Origin of the sequence: Pseudoalteromonas sp. JSTW (assembly GCF_013423925.1) — a bacterium.
In the GTDB taxonomy this organism is placed as follows: Bacteria; Pseudomonadota; Gammaproteobacteria; order Enterobacterales; family Alteromonadaceae; genus Pseudoalteromonas; species Pseudoalteromonas lipolytica.
This window is the reverse complement of the sequence record NZ_CP058972.1, coordinates 2,185,475-2,202,060: the sequence shown is the minus strand read 5'-3', so window position 1 is coordinate 2,202,060 and position 16,586 is coordinate 2,185,475. Positions and strand designations below refer to the sequence as shown.

The 16,586-nt window shown below is 40.3% G+C and carries 14 protein-coding genes; 9 read left to right on the top strand and 5 right to left on the bottom strand.

Annotation, left to right across the window (positions count from 1 at the left end; translation table 11 throughout):
• The first annotated feature begins 64 nt into the window (after positions 1–64).
• Positions 65–3,250, top strand: coding sequence for an amidohydrolase family protein (locus GZH31_RS10035; RefSeq protein ID WP_180310926.1), 3,186 nt, complete (start codon positions 65–67; stop codon positions 3,248–3,250).
• 47 nt (positions 3,251–3,297) lie between these two features.
• Here GZH31_RS10035 and GZH31_RS10030 read toward each other — a convergent pair whose 3' ends face one another.
• Positions 3,298–3,840: a TetR/AcrR family transcriptional regulator gene (locus GZH31_RS10030; protein WP_036967499.1), complete on the bottom strand. Its 543-nt coding sequence runs from the start codon at positions 3,838–3,840 to the stop codon at positions 3,298–3,300.
• A gap of 96 nt (positions 3,841–3,936) precedes the next feature.
• On the opposite strand from GZH31_RS10030, the gene GZH31_RS10025 reads away from it, so the two are divergent.
• The gene (locus tag GZH31_RS10025; RefSeq protein ID WP_065978721.1) at positions 3,937–4,413 is read left to right on the top strand and encodes an HPP family protein; all 477 of its coding nucleotides are present in this window, start codon (positions 3,937–3,939) and stop codon (positions 4,411–4,413) included.
• A 28-nt stretch (positions 4,414–4,441) separates the two neighbouring features.
• Here GZH31_RS10025 and GZH31_RS10020 read toward each other — a convergent pair whose 3' ends face one another.
• Positions 4,442–4,819, bottom strand: coding sequence for a hypothetical protein (locus GZH31_RS10020; RefSeq protein WP_036967506.1), 378 nt, complete (start codon positions 4,817–4,819; stop codon positions 4,442–4,444).
• A gap of 150 nt (positions 4,820–4,969) precedes the next feature.
• Between GZH31_RS10020 and GZH31_RS10015 the strand changes: the two genes are divergently transcribed.
• A complete protein-coding gene (locus tag GZH31_RS10015) occupies positions 4,970–5,722 on the top strand; it encodes a Nif3-like dinuclear metal center hexameric protein (RefSeq protein WP_065978719.1) in 753 nt (250 codons plus the stop codon).
• Between the two features lie 18 nt (positions 5,723–5,740).
• Here the strand turns inward: GZH31_RS10015 and GZH31_RS10010 are convergent, their stop codons facing one another.
• The 3 genes from GZH31_RS10010 to GZH31_RS10000 form a co-directional block, all read right to left on the bottom strand.
• The gene (locus GZH31_RS10010) at positions 5,741–6,505 is read right to left on the bottom strand and encodes a YdcF family protein (protein WP_065978718.1); all 765 of its coding nucleotides are present in this window, start codon (positions 6,503–6,505) and stop codon (positions 5,741–5,743) included.
• 52 nt (positions 6,506–6,557) lie between these two features.
• Positions 6,558–7,445 carry a LysR substrate-binding domain-containing protein gene (locus GZH31_RS10005; RefSeq protein WP_036967517.1) on the bottom strand — a complete coding sequence of 296 codons (888 nt, stop codon included), beginning with the start codon at positions 7,443–7,445 and terminating at the stop codon, positions 6,558–6,560.
• 797 nt (positions 7,446–8,242) lie between these two features.
• The gene (locus GZH31_RS10000; protein ID WP_180310925.1) at positions 8,243–10,615 is read right to left on the bottom strand and encodes an EAL domain-containing protein; all 2,373 of its coding nucleotides are present in this window, start codon (positions 10,613–10,615) and stop codon (positions 8,243–8,245) included.
• 191 nt (positions 10,616–10,806) lie between these two features.
• On the opposite strand from GZH31_RS10000, the gene pyrC reads away from it, so the two are divergent.
• The 6 genes from pyrC to GZH31_RS09970 all read left to right on the top strand — a co-directional run bounded on the left by pyrC (position 10,807) and on the right by GZH31_RS09970 (position 16,582).
• Positions 10,807–11,853 (top strand): dihydroorotase, encoded by a 1,047-nt coding sequence (pyrC, locus tag GZH31_RS09995; RefSeq protein ID WP_075593165.1) that lies wholly within the window; start codon positions 10,807–10,809, stop codon positions 11,851–11,853.
• A gap of 329 nt (positions 11,854–12,182) precedes the next feature.
• Entirely contained in the window at positions 12,183–12,392 is a 210-nt protein-coding gene (locus GZH31_RS09990) for a cold-shock protein (protein ID WP_036967526.1), read from the top strand.
• Positions 12,393–12,827: 435 nt separating this feature from the next.
• Complete coding sequence (locus tag GZH31_RS09985; protein ID WP_036967529.1) at positions 12,828–13,442, top strand: response regulator transcription factor; 615 nt, start codon at positions 12,828–12,830, stop codon at positions 13,440–13,442.
• Positions 13,443–13,916: 474 nt separating this feature from the next.
• Positions 13,917–14,687, top strand: coding sequence for a DUF3450 domain-containing protein (locus GZH31_RS09980; protein WP_036967533.1), 771 nt, complete (start codon positions 13,917–13,919; stop codon positions 14,685–14,687).
• Positions 14,688–14,693: 6 nt separating this feature from the next.
• A complete protein-coding gene (locus GZH31_RS09975; RefSeq protein WP_036967535.1) occupies positions 14,694–16,058 on the top strand; it encodes a MotA/TolQ/ExbB proton channel family protein in 1,365 nt (454 codons plus the stop codon).
• A complete protein-coding gene (locus tag GZH31_RS09970; RefSeq protein WP_036967538.1) occupies positions 16,058–16,582 on the top strand; it encodes a MotA/TolQ/ExbB proton channel family protein in 525 nt (174 codons plus the stop codon). Before GZH31_RS09975 ends, GZH31_RS09970 begins: the two co-directional genes overlap by 1 nt.
• The last annotated feature ends 4 nt before the right edge of the window (positions 16,583–16,586 follow it).

Below are 16,586 nucleotides of genomic sequence, written 5' to 3'. Positions count from 1 at the left end.
TGCTATGCTATTTGATGCAATCAATATGTGTGCAAATAACAAAACAATAACAAGTGAGAATTCCATGAAGAAAATGCTTCATACGGCTTTGGCTGTTTCGATTTCACTCGCCTTTACAGGGCAAGTAATAGCAACCGAGCAGTCAGGTGATGAAAAGTGGCGAGTTGATGCGCCAGCAGGTCAGTTTTTAGATGCCAAAATCAGTGTTGAACAAGGCACGTGGATGAATGTTGATATTAGTCCTGATGGTGAAACCTTGGTGTTTGATCTGTTGGGTGATATTTACACTATGCCAATCTCGGGCGGTACGGCAAAACAATTAACAAGTGATATTGCGTGGCAGATGCAACCGCGCTTTAGCCCTGATGGTAAATACATTGCGTTTACATCCGATCAAGGTGGTGGTGATAACATTTGGATTATGGATGTCAACGGTGAAAACCAAAAGGCCGTCACTGACGAAACGTTTCGTTTATTAAATAGCCCTGCATGGAGCCCCGATGGCGACTATTTAGTTGCGCGTAAGCACTTTACAGCAAGCCGCTCACTCGGTGCGGGTGAAGTTTGGCTATACCACAAAGCCGGTGGTAAGGGAGTGCAGTTAACGGCACGTGAAAACGATCAAAAAGATTTAGGTGAACCGATGTTTTCACCTGACGGTCGTTATGTGTATTTTTCACATGATGCTACACCAGGTAAAACATTCCATTACTCAAAAGATTCAGTTGCGGGTATCTACAAAATTAAACGCTATGACCGTGAAACCGGTGAAATTGAAACTATTATTGATGGAATGGGGGGCGCTATTCGTCCAACCCCCTCACCAGATGGTAAAAAGCTGGCTTATATCAAGCGTGATGATTTTCAAACAAGCTTATATTTATATGACCTTCACACTGGTGAGCATACAAAGTTATATGGTGAGCTTGAGCGAGATATGCAAGAAACATGGGCAATACACGGTGTTTACCCGACCATTGCTTGGACGCCAGATAATGCGCAATTAGTGTTTTGGGCTGGTGGCACAATTCATAAATTAGATGTTGATGATAAATCAGTATCACGTATCCCATTTAAGGTAGAAACCAATAAACAAATTCAAAAAGCAGTGCGGTTTACACACAATATCGATAGCGATAATTTTGCGGTAAAAATGCTGCGCAATGTGCAAATTTCACCAGACGGTGAAACAGCCATTTTTGAAGCTTTGGGTCATATTTATAAGCGTGATCTTGAGTCAGGTAAAGTGAAACGCTTAACTAAACAAGACGATCATTTTGAGTTATTTCCACAGTTTTCCCGCGATGGTAAAAAAGTAGTTTATACAACGTGGGATGACAATGAACAAGGCTCTGTGCGTGTCGTTTCTTCAAGAGGCGGACGAGGTAATAAGTTAACAGAAGAACCAGGTAAATATGTAGAACCTACCTTTAGCCCAGATGGTAAAACGGTTGTTTATCGTAAAGCATCGGGTGGCAGTATCCTCAATCCAACCTGGTCATTAGAGCCGGGCATTTATTCTGTTAGTGCCAAGGGCGGTGAATCCTCACTGATCACTAAGTCAGGTTACCAGCCGCAATTTGGCGCAATGAATGACCGTATTTATGTAATGAGCCCATGGCCTAAACCTACGCTTAGTGTGGTTGAGCTTGAGTCAAAAGAAGTACGTAAGCTGTATGAGTCTGAGCATGCAACGGAGTTCAGAGTGTCGCCAGATGGTAAATATTTGGCATTTGCTGAGCGTTTTAAAGTGTTTGTAACCCCTTTTGTTGAACGCGGTAAAACCATTAATATTGGCCCGAAAGATAGTCAATTCCCAATTGAACAATTATCAGTTCGTGCGGGCGAGAATATTAGCTGGAGTGGAACCAGTGATAAACTGTATTGGAGTCTTGGTCCTGAGCTTTATCATGCAAGTTTAGCGGGTTTATTTGACATAAATAAAAACGCAGACACAGATTTTAAAGTGAAAAGTGGTGACAACATTGGCTTTACCAAAACAATGGCTGAGCCAAAGGGGATGTTTGCACTAACGGGCGCACGCATCATTACCATGAATGGTGAGCAAGTTATTGAAAATGGTGTGATTGTAACTGATGGAAAACACATTAAAGCAGTCGGAAGCAAAGACTCTGTAACAATTCCTAAAGGTGCAGAAGTTATTGATGTGACCGGCAAGACGATTATGCCAGGCATTGTTGATGCCCATGCTCATGGTGCGCAAGCCAGTGATGAAATAATCCCGCAACAAAACTGGAAAAACCTTGCTGGTTTATCGCTGGGTGTTACGACAATTCATGATCCATCGAACGACACCACCGAAATTTTTGCTGCGAGTGAAATGCAAAAAGCAGGCATGATAGTAGCACCACGCATTTTCTCTACCGGTACAATACTGTACGGTGCCAATATGCCGGGCTATACATCGCATATTGACTCGCTTGACGATGCTAAATTCCACCTTGAACGCTTGAAAAAAGTGGGTGCATTTAGTGTTAAGTCATACAACCAGCCTCGCCGTGAACAGCGTCAGCAAGTAATTGAAGCTGGGCGTGAACTTGAAATGATGGTCGTGCCAGAAGGGGGCTCATTATTGCAGCATAACTTGACCATGGTCGTTGATGGTCATACCGGTATTGAGCACTCAATTCCTGTTGCGAACATTTATGATGATATTCGCCAACTATGGTCGCAAAGTGATGTAGGTTATACACCTACGTTAGGTGTTGCTTATGGCGGCATTTGGGGTGAAAACTACTGGTATGATAAAACGGATGTGTGGAACCACCCACGCCTAAGTAAATTTGTGCCTAAAAACCAACTTTTACCGCGCTCAATGCGTCGAGTAAAAGCACCCGATCATCATTACAACCACTTTAACAACGCACGCGTTGCTAAAGAGCTACAAGACTTAGGAGTATTGGTTAATTTGGGCGCTCATGGTCAACGTGAAGGCTTAGCTGCACATTGGGAAATCTGGATGTTTGCTCAAGGCGGTATGACGCCGCTAGAAGCAATTCGTGCGGCGACACTCGATCCTGCTAAATACATCGGCTTAGATAAAAATATTGGTTCATTAGAGCCGGGTAAATTAGCGGATCTTATCGTTATTGATGGTAACCCGTTGACGAATATTCGCGATACCGACAAAATCGACTATACCATGGTGAATGGTCGTTTATTTGACGCGGCAACGATGAATGAAGTCGGCGGAAAACAACGTGATAAATTATATTTTGAAAAGATATAAATAGCGTAAAGTGAAAAGCGGCCATTGAGCCGCTTTTTTTATGGTTTTTAATTTAGCAGGCGAGGGAATTGCTTCATACCAGACACTTTTGCTTGGCAAATCATTCCCTCAGTGAGTGTCATTAAATAGTGGCAAAGAGAATCAATTTTCTCGGCTTTTACGTCTTTACATTCTGACAAACGCTGTTTGATGAGTGAAGAAACAGCGGCTTTATGTGCTTTACATGCAAGGTTGACTGGGCTTTGCGGCGCTGAGTATTCTGCCGCTGCGTTAATGAACATACAGCCATTAAAGTTTCCAAGCTCTGCAACCTTAGAATGAAACCAATCTTCGAAGCTTGTAAATAAACGTTCTTGAAAATCGTGTAATGTCGTTTGTTGGTTGGTGGCGTTCTCAAGCCACGTTATGAATGTAGTATGCCGTTCGTTTAGGCACGCTAAAATTAATTCATCTTTACCTGCAAAATGATGGTACATCGTTTTTTTAGCTACATTTGCTGCACTAATAATTTCATTAATCCCCACGCTGTGAATTCCTTTATCGTAAAACAATTCGAGTGCAGTCAATGTAATGTGTGTTCTTTTATCCATGCTTGCTCCTAGATAGAAATTCTAGCTTGACATAAGTAGACCGAGCTGTCTACTATTTGCAGGTAGACAATTCGGTCTACTTTGAGCAATGGAGATATGATGGACAAAACAATTAACAAAGCGGTTATTGCAGGTGGATTTGCAGCGCTGGCTATTTTTGTACTTGCTTACTTACAGCAACGAGGGGATTTTGGCATATGGTTAATGGCTCCATTTGGAGCGACTGCCGTTTTAGTCTTTGGTGTACCTACAAGTCCACTTGCGCGGGCCAGAAATGTGATTGGTGGTCACCTTATAACGGCGTTTATAGGAGTCTTATTTGTAAATTTTGTTGGTGTCAGTCCTTTTGAGATTGCTATTGCCAGTGGGTTGGCTATTTCATTAATGATGCTAACACGCACAGTGCATCCTGCCGCTGGGGCAAATCCTATTTTAATAATGCAATCGTTGCAAAGCTGGGATTTTTTAGTAATGCCCGTATTAACAGGTACCGTATTTATTGTGCTTTGTGGTTTTGTTTCACAATACTTGATAAATATCTCGATAACTGGGCATAAAAAAACCGCTAATTAGTAGCGGTTTTTTCCCAATGTGTAATTAGTTACACAACACCACGAGGTAAACGACAATCGTGGTCTTTTTCAGCTAGGTTAACAATCCACAGCTCTTCAGCTTTGAAACCATCATCATTCGCTTTCACTACGGTGAATGGTGACTTTTTAACTGACTTAGCTGGCGCAGCGGTTTTAGTTTTGGTTTTTTTTGCCGGTGCTTTTGGTGCTTCTTCTGCTTTAGGCTCAGCTGTTTTACCAGAAGTGAGCTCTTCAGTCAGCGCTGCAACATCAGCAAGGCGCAAATTTTTGCCACCGTCGATGCTATACCAACCAGGTTTTGTTGTGATTTCAGGTTTTTTACCATTCGCTGCTTCATAAGCTGCTTCGAAGGCATTTAACACTTCTGTTTTGTCTAGTTTGCTCATCAGAGACCCTATACGTTGTAAACACAGATTAAGAATATATATTTATACCTATTTTCAGCTTACTTTTCAATTTTTTGCGATTTTCCTTCCATTTTTGACTTATAAACGCCAAAATTTGCACAAATTTAAGGGGTAGAGGACGATTTCTATATGCAACGTAAACAATTTACTCAGTTATTAAACGACATTCTAAAACCCGACTCAATCGCAGATTTTTGCCCGAATGGGCTTCAGGTTGAAGGTGCAAACGAGGTAAAAAAAATAGTGACAGGGGTCACGGCAAGCCAAGCATTGATTGATGCGGCTATTGATCACGGCGCGGATACTATTTTGGTTCACCATGGATATTTTTGGAAAGGTGAGTCTCAGCCAATCACAGGTATGAAAAAACGGCGTGTAGCGGCGTTACTTGCTCATGATATCAACTTATTTGCTTATCATCTGCCATTAGATGTTCATCCCGTCATTGGCAACAATGCGCAACTTGCACACTTATTAGATATTGAACTTAGCGCTGGCCTTGAAGCGGGACCAAACAGCGTCGCAGTAAAAGGATTTTTAAAAACACCTTTAACGGGCAAAGAGTTTGCAGACAAAATTAGCACAGTGCTACACCGTGAACCTTTAACGAGCTTAGTGCGCGATGACAAGATTGAAACCATTGCTTGGTGTACAGGGGGCGGGCAAGGTTATATTGACTTAGCTGCTGCTCAAGGTATTGATGCCTATTTGACAGGTGAAGCATCTGAGCAAACTATTCATAGCTCGCGAGAGCAAGGAATTGATTTTTTCGCTGCAGGTCACCATGCTACTGAGCGATACGGAATAAAAGCACTTGGCGAGCTTTTAGCTGAGCAGCATGGTTTTGATGTTACTTTTATAGATATTGATAACCCTGTTTAATCTAACAGGGTTAAGTGATTACAACGCCTCTGGATCAATCCAGCGGCGTAATTTAATCCACAGACTGCCTACCTTTTCGTGGCTCACTCGTGTAACTGCAACGAGTACATCGGCACTGGGGATAAATTGTTTGTACATGGGAAATTGGCTGTAATCTTTATAATCTGTTGCTGCGGGTATTACCTCGATTCCTTGCGCGTTGAAGAGATCTTTTGCGCGCGGCATATGGCTTGCAGATGTGACTAAAGCACTCTTTTTGTCGACCAAATATATCGCCAGTCTTTTCGCTTCTTCTGCGGTGTCCATCGCAAGCGGGTTTTGTTTGATCCTTGATGTTGCTATACCTAATGTCTTGGCTGTTTCAAACATCAATTGGCTGTTTGTGGTATTGGCAAAGCCACCACCAGAGACAAATAAAATAGCATCCGGGTATTGATGCGCAAGTTTTACACCCTCTAATAAGCGGCTTATAGCACAATCGCCCAGTTGGTTATTAGCAACAAGTTGTGGATGCGGCATGATGGTACAACCTAAAACAACAATGTTATCAATCTGGGAGTGTTGGCGTTTATTAAATTGCCATTGTGGGTTATTACTTGAAGCAATCAGTGTTTGACCAACATAAGGGGTGCTTACAATTAGTAGGCTTAATACACTGATAAACCCTAAATAGAGCGCTTTTCGTCGCTGTGTTATCGCTAGAAATACCATTAGTAATGTTATTATGCCAAGCAACGGGAGTGGCATTAACAATGAGCCAATTATCTTCTTAATTTCAAACATAGTAAATACAAGTGATTGTAAGATATAACGATGTTAGATAGTTTATCTGTGTTTAGCGACCATTATTTAGTTTGCAAGTATTCAAAAAATGACGATATACAGGATTATCTTTCATATTTTTTTTCATTGCTAAGTACATAGGACGTGTAAGACCTAGAGCACCTAATGGAATTGATTTTATCAAGCCTTGGCTTTCATAAGGTGTAACTAACCAGTCTGGTAGCGCAGCAACCCCCATTCCAGCACTAACAAGCTGAAAAATTAATAAGCCTTGGTCAACGGTTTTAAGTGTGCCGTCAAAGCGTGCATTTTGTATAAAATGCTTAAAAATGTCCTGACGTTCACGTGGAATAGGGTATGAAATGATTGTTTCGTTTTTCAGATCCAGGGCGGTCACATAGGCTTTTTTTGCAAGCTCATGATCAGGTGCCACGATTAATTTTAATTTAAAGTCGAATAGATGTGCATATTCGAGCTGATCTGGTTCACGAATATCTGATGTAAGCACAAGATCGAGTTCGTCATTCATTAAATCAGGAATAGCATCGTAGCTAAAACCGCGTTCATAATCGACTTTAATGTCTGGCCAAAAATTATTAAATTCTTTAATTGTTGGCAACAGCCAATGGAAACAGGCGTGACACTCAACACTTAATCTCAAGTTTGATATTGGTTGATTAAGACTCTCTTTTAATCGACATTTTGTGGCTTCTACCCGAGGAAGCACCTCGTTGGCTAATTCAAGTAAGAGCATGCCCTGCGGTGTGAAACGAACCGGTTGTGTTTTCCGTTCGAATAACTGGCAGTCGAGTTTATTTTCGAGATCTTTAATCTGATGTGATAACGCTGATTGCGTTAAGAAGAGTTCTCGGGCTGTATTAACTAAAGAACCGGTTTCTTTAAGTGTCGCAATTGTTTTAAGGTGCTTTATATCAATCATCTTTAAAAAATCTCATGAAAAATGTGAGTCAAACTCAGATTACAAACATATTACGCTTTCGTTTATATTTTTTCAACGTCTAGACGTCTAAAATAGCGTTGTTTTTTACTGCATGTTTACAATAACCTTTCTAAACAATAAATGACAGCGTTGTCAGTTTGTTTTTTTTACACTTGCTGCGATATTTCCATGAATTTACCTCAAGTTTATAAGTGGCGAATTTAGCAGTCATAGGAAAAGCGACAAAAAAGAGAAAACTCAATAAAGGTATCCCCAGTGCCGCCAGTGCCAAATTTAGCTTTTGAAGCCTAAAAATGTGAACTAGGCATAAGGTGTACTCAGGTATAAAGGTAAACTTAAGGTATAGAGTGAGAAAGATTAATGTGCTGTGTAGAGGGGAGTGGCATGTATATATTGCTCAATAGAGGGCTCTTTGTTCAGTGTTAGCAAGTTATATTAACACCGATATAAAAAGGTATACGTTGAGTCATCCCGTTGCTAGCAAGGCTTTTAATTTAGTGGCAATAAATGTGAGGTAAGAAAACCGCGTCGGTAGCAAGCACATTGTGTTATGTAGCTGTGTTATTTGTGTTTGGTAATCGCCTTTACATTGCTGTAACTCCTGCATCCATGGAGGCGTTAATCAGACATCCTTAACGCTGTGTATGTCAGGTTTAATGCCTGAAAATGATTGCGTATGGTTGCTAAAGGTTATTACAGCAAGCTTATCAATAAACAAATCCGTCTTTTTACAGTAAGGTCGTTTTTTTCATGGCTTATAAAGGCGAGTATGCTTTTTATAAGCCATGTAAAATAACGTTTTTAGCATCCTTTGCCGGCATTGGCCTTGCTTTTAAAAAGCCTTGACCAAATTTACACGGTGTTTGTTTTAAGATGGCTAGCTGTTGCTCAGTTTCAATTCCTTCTGCAACCACATCAAGCTGTAGTGATTGTGCTAAAGATAATATGGCATCTATTAATGGGTTATGTGATTTTGTAATATGATCAATAAAGCTCTTATCAATTTTTAAGATATGAATCGGTAATTGGTGTAAATAGCCTAGGGCAGAGTAACCTGTCCCAAAGTCATCTAAGCAAAGTTTTACTTCAAGGGGCGCTAACCCTTTTATTATTTTAGTTGCGAGTTCTAAATTACCTATTAGCCCTGATTCTGTAATTTCTAGACAGAGTGACCCTAACGGAAGTTTATACTTTTTATATAAAGCATGCATTTGGGCTACAAAATCAAGACTCGCAAAGTGTCTAGACGAGACATTAACAGTGACTCTGGTAAAGGGAAGTCCGTGTTGATACCAATGTGAAATTTGCTGAGCTGCTAAGTCGAGTAAATGCAGGTCTAAGTTGATGATTTGCCCTGTATCTTCTGCAACGGGGATAAAATCATTCGGTGCTACAAACCCTTTGGTTGGATGGTGCCAGCGTACCAGTGCTTCAAAGCCAATGACCTGTGCCTCTTGAATTGTAAAAATTGGTTGATAATACAGTTCAAATTCATTGTGTTCGATGCCATGCTGTAAATCATTTTCGATATCGGCATGGGTTTTTAGCTTTTTACGCATTGTGTTATTAAAAAACTTTACGTGTCCACGCCCTGAAGATTTAGCTTCGTACATGGCTGCATCAGCATGTTGCAATAATTTGTAAGCTTTGTCGTTTTCACTCTCACAAAATGCAACGCCAATACTGGTAGAAGCCTGTAATAAGTGGCCGTCAATATTGAGGGGATCAGCTAGTGCAGTTTGAATTCGCTCTAGGGCATCATTTATTTGCTGCTTATCGGTTATATTCTCCATAAAAATCGCAAATTCGTCTCCCCCTAAACGGGCAAAAGTATCTGTGTTACGAATGGTGCCTTGAATTAACTCACAAATTCTCACTAAAAAATGGTCACCCACTTCATGACCTAATGAGTCATTAATACTTTTAAACCGATCAAAATCTAAGTACAACAACGCATGTTGGGTCTCTTTATTCGCACGTGCTAAACGCAATATGCCGTGTTTTATGCGTTCAATTAATAATGAACGGTTTGCTAACCCTGTTAGTTCATCATGTAATGCACGGTGCTCTAATTCTTGACGTGATAATTGACGGTCAATAGCCATGCTAATTTGGCGACTTACATAGGTAAGAAGCGCGCGATCATGCTCACTGTAGTGATAACGATCACTGTAGCTTTGCACCGCAATGACCCCGCTAATTCTGTCATTTACTTTAAAGGGAACACCTAACCATGATTCTGCTTGGCGACCCACCATTTTAAAATGGCCTGCATCAATATGTTGCTGGAATTCTTCCTTATTGAATAATAGAGATTGCTCTGTTGTGAGCAGATAATAGGAAGCCGTGTCTTTTAATAGATCCTTAGAGATTTTTTTGTGTGCGTTAGAGCGCACTCCTTCTTCGATAATATAAACGATATCGAGCACATCACATTTTTTGTCATAAAGCCCGATGAAAAAGTTATCAGCCCTGAGTAGCGTGGTAATAATGGCATGAAGTGACTCAAAAAAGCTGTCGAGTTCGCTAGATTGATAGGTAAGATTGGCTATCTGTAGCATACAATTTTCAAGTTTTTGCGCATCGTTTAACTGATTAACAGTTTGCTTTAAGTTTTTAACGGTTCTGACTTGGTCGATTTTTGCACTGAGTAAATGGGCAACCGTTGATAAAATCTCAAGGTGAGCATCATTATAGTAATGTTTTTGCGGATGCTCGCAGTCAATGACCCCTAAGATTTTTTCTTTATAAACCAGCGGCACACATAATTCAGACAGGGCGGGGCGCGCATCTGCGATATAACGTTTTTCGTGTCTTACATCGCCTATCATTAAAGGTTTGCCAGTGGATGCAACATACCCGGTTATACCCTGATCAAAACTAATTTCTGTGCGGTCAATGTAATAAGAGTTATCACCGCTATTTGTTTTACCCATCGAAGCAACTTCTTTGAGGGTACGTGCTTCATCATCTGCTAAGTAAATGACACACTCAATGAACCCGAGTCTGTTTACAACATGTGATGTGACGTACTCAAGTAGCTCTTCTATGGTGTCTAACTGCATCAACGATGATGAAAACTGATTAATGATATGCAACTGATCTGTTTTGACTTCAAGTGCACTCGCGGTATCTAAATGTTTAGGCATAATAAAGAAAAATGAGCCAAATAATCTGTTAATTAATTACGTTAACCTACTATCAATATATCCACAAAGTTATTTTCAAAAAAAACTGAAACTGGTGTAAACTACGCACCTGAATATAAACGAAAGTAAGTCAATTAGTGATTTAACCTCGTTTAAGCTATCCCTCTAACTCTTAGCCGTGGAAACCAGCAATGTCAGATTTAAATACGATTCAAACCCTCACCATTACACGACCAGACGATTGGCATATTCATTTACGCGACGGTGATCAATTGGTCGATACTGTCCGTGATGCAAGCCGCTACATGGGTCGTGCGATTATTATGCCTAATCTTGTTCCACCGGCTACCTGTACCGATAGTGCATTGGCGTATTATGAGCGTATTAAAGCGGCTGGCCCACAGGGTGATTTTGAACCACTAATGGTGCTTTATCTCACTGATAAAACGAGCCCAGAAGAGATAAAAAAAGCAAAAGCAACAGGAAAAATTGTTGCTGCAAAGCTTTACCCTGCAGGTGCGACAACAAACTCTGACTCGGGTGTTACATCAATTAAGAATATTTACCCAGTTCTAGAAGCGATGCAAGACGTCGGTATGTTATTACTTGTTCATGGTGAAGTGACAGATTCATCGATAGATATATTTGACCGTGAAAAAGTGTTTTTAGAAACCATTCTTGCCGATGTTGTGAATGATTTCCCAAGCTTGAAAATTGTCCTTGAGCATATCACCACAAAAGATGCGGTAGAGTTTGTTAATAGCGCACCAGATAATGTTGCTGCAACAATTACAGCTCATCACCTTTTATACAATCGTAACCATATGTTGGCAGGCGGCATTCGTCCACATTATTACTGTTTACCTATACTGAAGCGCAATATCCATCAGCAAGCGCTGATTGCGGCGGCGACAAGTGGCAGTAAAAAGTTTTTCTTGGGAACCGACTCTGCACCGCATTATAAAGATAAGAAAGAGGCTGCTTGCGGTTGTGCGGGTGCTTATACCGCACATGCAGCGATTGAACTCTATGCAGAAGCGTTTGAGGAAGCGGGGGCTTTAGATAAGCTAGAAGGCTTTGCGAGTCATTATGGCCCTGACTTTTACGGTTTGCCGCGCAATTGCGATACCATCACGTTAGTGAAAGAAAGTTGGACAGTGCCTGCTACTTATAAATTAGGCGATTCGCAGGTAGTGCCTATTAAGGCCGAAGCGCAAATGGACTGGCAAGTAAAGTAAGATAAAATAAAGAAATAAAAGCCCATCAAAGTTGATGGGCTTTTTTCATTGTAATTTAATTGTTTAGAAATACGCCTGTCATATTTTTAAAACTGAAGGTTGACCTTAAAATAATTTTCGATTAATAGAGCTAAAAGACATTTATTGTGTTAGTCTTAAGTTGCTTTGAGTTTTTGCGTATTGAATTTACGGATAATGTGCGGCTTGTACGGTTACCGGTTGGTTATTAGTTCTTCCTGTACTTTACCCCAAGTTTATTGGGCATTCACTCAGGGAGGATAGAGCCATTATGGCTGAATTTTAATAATTGACTTACAGGAAAATTTGGTATGTCAAACACGGTTACTGGTAAAGTTAAGTTCTTCAACGAAGCTAAAGGCTTTGGTTTTATTGAACAAGAAAATGGTCCTGACGTATTCGTACATTTCAGTGCTATCACAGGTACAGGCTTCCGCACTCTTAGCGAAGGCCAACAAGTATCTTTCGGCATCAAACAAGGTCAAAAAGGCCCTGAAGCTGAGAACGTAGAAGTAGCATAATTTTTTATGTGAAACTTAGTACATTTTGGTGAAACAGTTTCTGTTTCACCAAAATTCATTCTTAATAAACACACTTCCTCTGCATAATTTAATCAATTACTTCTCATGTACCGAAATTATATTCCTCCAAAGGCATTAATTTAGGTTTTTTATATCAGCCATTCGGCTATAAGTTAAATAACTATTCCTTAAAAGCTACTCTCCATAACTAAAGTATTATATGCTTTGCGCAGGATCTATTTAATGTGACATTGATAGTTGTGTAATTTGGTAGTTTTTATCACTCAAGTTACGATTTCAAACTGGTGATAATAAGTTTGAAGATATTTTCAACAATCTGAAAATTTCCCGCTAAACTTAGTACAACTCGAACGTAGAAAAAATGCTGAGTAATTCATACTTGTTTGATAAAATATAATGAAGGTTTGCTAATTGATGAGCATAGGAAACAATATTCTGCTGGTAGACGATCACCCGATGGTGGCAACAGCAATTAAAATGGTGCTAGCGAAGTCAACTCTCGTAAACGAAGTTCAAGCTGTTGCAAGTCAAAAGGAGGCGCTGCAGTTTTTAAAGAATAATAATGTTGCGCTAGCGATTCTAGATATTGAACTGGAAGACTCCGACGGCTTTAGTTTATACAAGCGAGCTGTCAGTGGCGGTTTTACTGGGAAAGTGTTGTTTTTGTCAGCTAAGCAAGACAAACACATTATTCGTACCGCTGCTAAATTAGGTGCACAAGGCTTTGTTAATAAAGCAGAAAGCTTAGAAGACATTTCGTCAGCTGTTGAAATGATTTTGCGAGGTTACACGTTTTTTCCACAAGACCACTTAGTGGCCTGTGAAAAAGACATTGATGAGCTGCTTACTGAGCGTGAACTTGCGGTAATGAATTATTTATTGCAAGGACTATCCAATAAAGATATCGGTGAGAAGCTATTTATTAGCAATAAAACAGTGAGCACCTATAAAGCAAAGATTTTTGAAAAGCTTGAGGTAGACTCAATAATATCGTTGGCAAAGCTTGTAAAAGATCGCGCGGTATTCTAACCAATTTCTTGATGACACATAACACGCTCACTGTATTCATCCTTCCAGTCGGAAGGGTGAATTGCCTGCTTATTGAACATTAATCTCTTTTTAATGCATAAAAATTCTTCAAAACCGTTTTGTTAGAAAAAAAAGAGATTTTTTTTTTCACTTATCTTTACCTATTTAAACTTTTATTAAATGTTACATTTATGTTTAAGTTTGAATCTAATCTGAACGGAATGATTGCCAATCAAGGGTTATAGAACCTTAACGCGAACACCTCTGTTATATTTTTGTTAATTCATTGTTTTGGCTATTTTCATAGCAACGACGAGTGACCAAATTTTTCCGATGAAACCCGAACATCAAGTTGACAGACTCTAATGCATTTAGCATTATTGGAGGGTTGATATCTATTAAAAGATATCAGGGTTGTCCTCTTCGGAGGATAATTAAATTATAAAAGTAACATTACTTAATTGGTTGGGAACTATGTCTGTTAAAATCAGAAAGAGTCTTGTAGCATCTGCGTTGGTTGGCGCTTTTGCATTTGCAAGCAGCAATGTGATTGCAGATCCTTTGAAAGATGTGCAAGATGCAGGTCAACAAATTCAAAAGGCTGCTGTTAAGTCTCAAACTAAAATTGACAATGTATATGGTCAAACTCAAGAGCTAATCGCTGAGTACCGTAGCGTTGTTGATGAAACTGAGCTAATGAAGGTTTATAACGATCACGTAGCACGTTTGGTCGCTGACCAAAACGCTTCTATCGAATCGTTTGACCGTCAAATCGCAACAATCGATAACACGAAACAAAACGTTGTGCCTTTGATGTATCGCATGATCGATACGCTTGAGCAATTCATCAAAGCGGACGTTCCGTTTAATCTTGAAAACCGTCTAGCACGTGTTGAAAGACTTCGTGACATCATGGCGTCAGCATCAGTTACTACATCTGAAAAATTCCGCCAAGTTCTTGAAGCTTACACTGTTGAAACTGCGTACAGCTCAGCTGTAACTGCTGCTCAAGGTACTCTTGAGATCGATGGTAAGAGCATCAACGTTGACTTCGGTCGTTTAGGTCGTATTACTTACGTAGCTCAGTCTTTTGACCTTAAGCATGCGTGGGTATGGGATAACAACACTAAACAGTGGAAAGAATTAGGTGAAGAATACCTAAAACCTGTTAAAGAAGTTATTCGTATGGCGCGTAAACAAGCGACATTAGAACTTGTTAAACTACCAATCTTTGGCGCGGAGTAATCAATAATGAAGAAACTATTTAAAGGTTTTGCTGTTGCAGCAGTACTATCTGTTTCTGCAGGTACCGCGCTTAATGCACATGCAAACACTGATGCTTTAGACAAAATTCTTGAGCAAGTTAAGCAAGAACGTATCTCTGAAGGTAAATTAAATAAGCAACGTGAACAAGAGTTCCTTTCAGCTCGCGCTGACAAGCAAGCGTTACTTAACAAAGCGAAAAGTGACCTAGCTGCTGAAAAAGCGCGTGGTGACCGTTTAGCTAAAGAATATGCTCAAAACGAAAATACTTTAGCTGAGAAAGAGCAAGCTCTTTTAAATGCACAAGGTACGTTAGGTGAGATGTTCGGTGTTGTACGTCGTGCAGCAGCTGATGCAATCGGTTCAATCGAAGCATCACTTGTTTCTGCTGAAAAGCCAGGACGTGCTGAAGTACTTCGCTCATTAGCTGCAGCGAAAGAACTTCCAACAGTTCGCGAATTAGAAGAGCTTTGGATTTCACTTCAAACTGAAATGACTGAGTCTGCAAAAGTTTCAACATTTGAAACTGAAGTTGCTGGTCTTGACGGTTCATCTTCTGTGAAAAAAGTAACGCGTATCGGTAACTTTAACTTAGTAACTGATGATGGTTATTTAATTTACTCTCCAGAAACGAAAGCAATCCAACCTCTAGGTAAGCAACCTGATAGCTACATCCTAGCGGGTATTAGCGATTTAGAAAATACATCTGCTGACAACTATGCTGGCGTATACATCGACCCGACTCGTGGCGCGATCTTACGTATCAATACGCAGAAGAAATCGTTAATGGAATACTATGAGCAAGGTGCTGAAGTTGGTTATATCATCACAGTATTATTACTTGTTGGTCTACTAATCTTCGTAGTACGTTTCGTTGATCTTGCGCTTACTAGCACTAAGATTAAGAGCCAGCTTAAAAACCTTTCTACTCCGAATACAAACAACCCACTGGGTCGTATTCTTAAGGTTTATGCTGACAACAAGAATCAAGACGTTGAAAACCTTGAGCTTAAACTTGACGAAGCTATCCTACGTGAAACGCCTCGCATCGAAGCTGGTATCAACATCATCAAGATCTTGGCAGCAATCGCACCATTACTTGGTCTACTAGGTACGGTAATCGGTATGATTCTTACGTTCCAAACAATCACATTGTTCGGTACGGGCGATCCGAAGATCATGGCTGGTAATATCTCTCTAGCACTTGTAACTACAGCGTTAGGTCTAATTGCAGCTCTACCACTTATCCTACTTCACTCAATTGTTGCTGGTCGTAGTAAGTCGGTTTTACATGTCCTTGATGAGCAAAGCGCTGGTATCATCGCAGCTCACGCGGAGAAGGAGAAAGCCTAATGCTAGTCCTGATGGAGATCTGGGAATCTATCAGGGATTTTGTTGGCACAGGCGGCCAGGTTTTATACGTGGTCGCGATAGCACTCTTTCTTATGTGGGTTTTAATGATTGAGCGCTATTGGTTCCTACTAGCTGAGTTTCCTCGTATGACGAAGGATATTGTAGCTCAGTGGGATGCCCGCCAAGACACTACGTCTTGGTACGCACACAGAATCCGTGAAGCATGGATTTCTGAAGCGTCTGAAAAATTAGATCAGCGTATGTTGTTGATTAAGACATTGGTAGCTATTTGTCCTTTAATCGGTTTATTAGGTACTGTAACGGGTATGATCGCGGTTTTCGAAACCATGGCTACTCAAGGTACTGGTAACGCACGTTTAATGGCATCAGGTATTTCAATGGCAACAATCCCAACAATGGCTGGAATGGTTGCGGCACTATCTGGAGTATTCTTCAGCTCACGCCTTGAAGCGAGAGCAAGAATGGCGAAAGCTAAACTTGTAGATAGCATGCCTCATCACTAGAGAG

Bases quoted from the DNA above. Each gene is read 5' to 3' on its own strand.
- GZH31_RS10035 (WP_180310926.1), top strand. From the start codon at position 65: ATGAAGAAAATGCTTCATACGGCTTTGGCTGTTTCGATTTCACTCGCC.
- GZH31_RS10030 (WP_036967499.1), bottom strand. From the start codon at position 3,840: ATGGATAAAAGAACACACATTACATTGACTGCACTCGAATTGTTTTAC.
- GZH31_RS10025 (WP_065978721.1), top strand. From the start codon at position 3,937: ATGATGGACAAAACAATTAACAAAGCGGTTATTGCAGGTGGATTTGCA.
- GZH31_RS10020 (WP_036967506.1), bottom strand. From the start codon at position 4,819: ATGAGCAAACTAGACAAAACAGAAGTGTTAAATGCCTTCGAAGCAGCT.
- GZH31_RS10015 (WP_065978719.1), top strand. From the start codon at position 4,970: ATGCAACGTAAACAATTTACTCAGTTATTAAACGACATTCTAAAACCC.
- GZH31_RS10010 (WP_065978718.1), bottom strand. From the start codon at position 6,505: ATGTTTGAAATTAAGAAGATAATTGGCTCATTGTTAATGCCACTCCCG.
- GZH31_RS10005 (WP_036967517.1), bottom strand. From the start codon at position 7,445: ATGATTGATATAAAGCACCTTAAAACAATTGCGACACTTAAAGAAACC.
- GZH31_RS10000 (WP_180310925.1), bottom strand. From the start codon at position 10,615: ATGCCTAAACATTTAGATACCGCGAGTGCACTTGAAGTCAAAACAGAT.
- pyrC (WP_075593165.1), top strand. From the start codon at position 10,807: ATGTCAGATTTAAATACGATTCAAACCCTCACCATTACACGACCAGAC.
- GZH31_RS09990 (WP_036967526.1), top strand. From the start codon at position 12,183: ATGTCAAACACGGTTACTGGTAAAGTTAAGTTCTTCAACGAAGCTAAA.
- GZH31_RS09985 (WP_036967529.1), top strand. From the start codon at position 12,828: ATGAGCATAGGAAACAATATTCTGCTGGTAGACGATCACCCGATGGTG.
- GZH31_RS09980 (WP_036967533.1), top strand. From the start codon at position 13,917: ATGTCTGTTAAAATCAGAAAGAGTCTTGTAGCATCTGCGTTGGTTGGC.
- GZH31_RS09975 (WP_036967535.1), top strand. From the start codon at position 14,694: ATGAAGAAACTATTTAAAGGTTTTGCTGTTGCAGCAGTACTATCTGTT.
- GZH31_RS09970 (WP_036967538.1), top strand. From the start codon at position 16,058: ATGCTAGTCCTGATGGAGATCTGGGAATCTATCAGGGATTTTGTTGGC.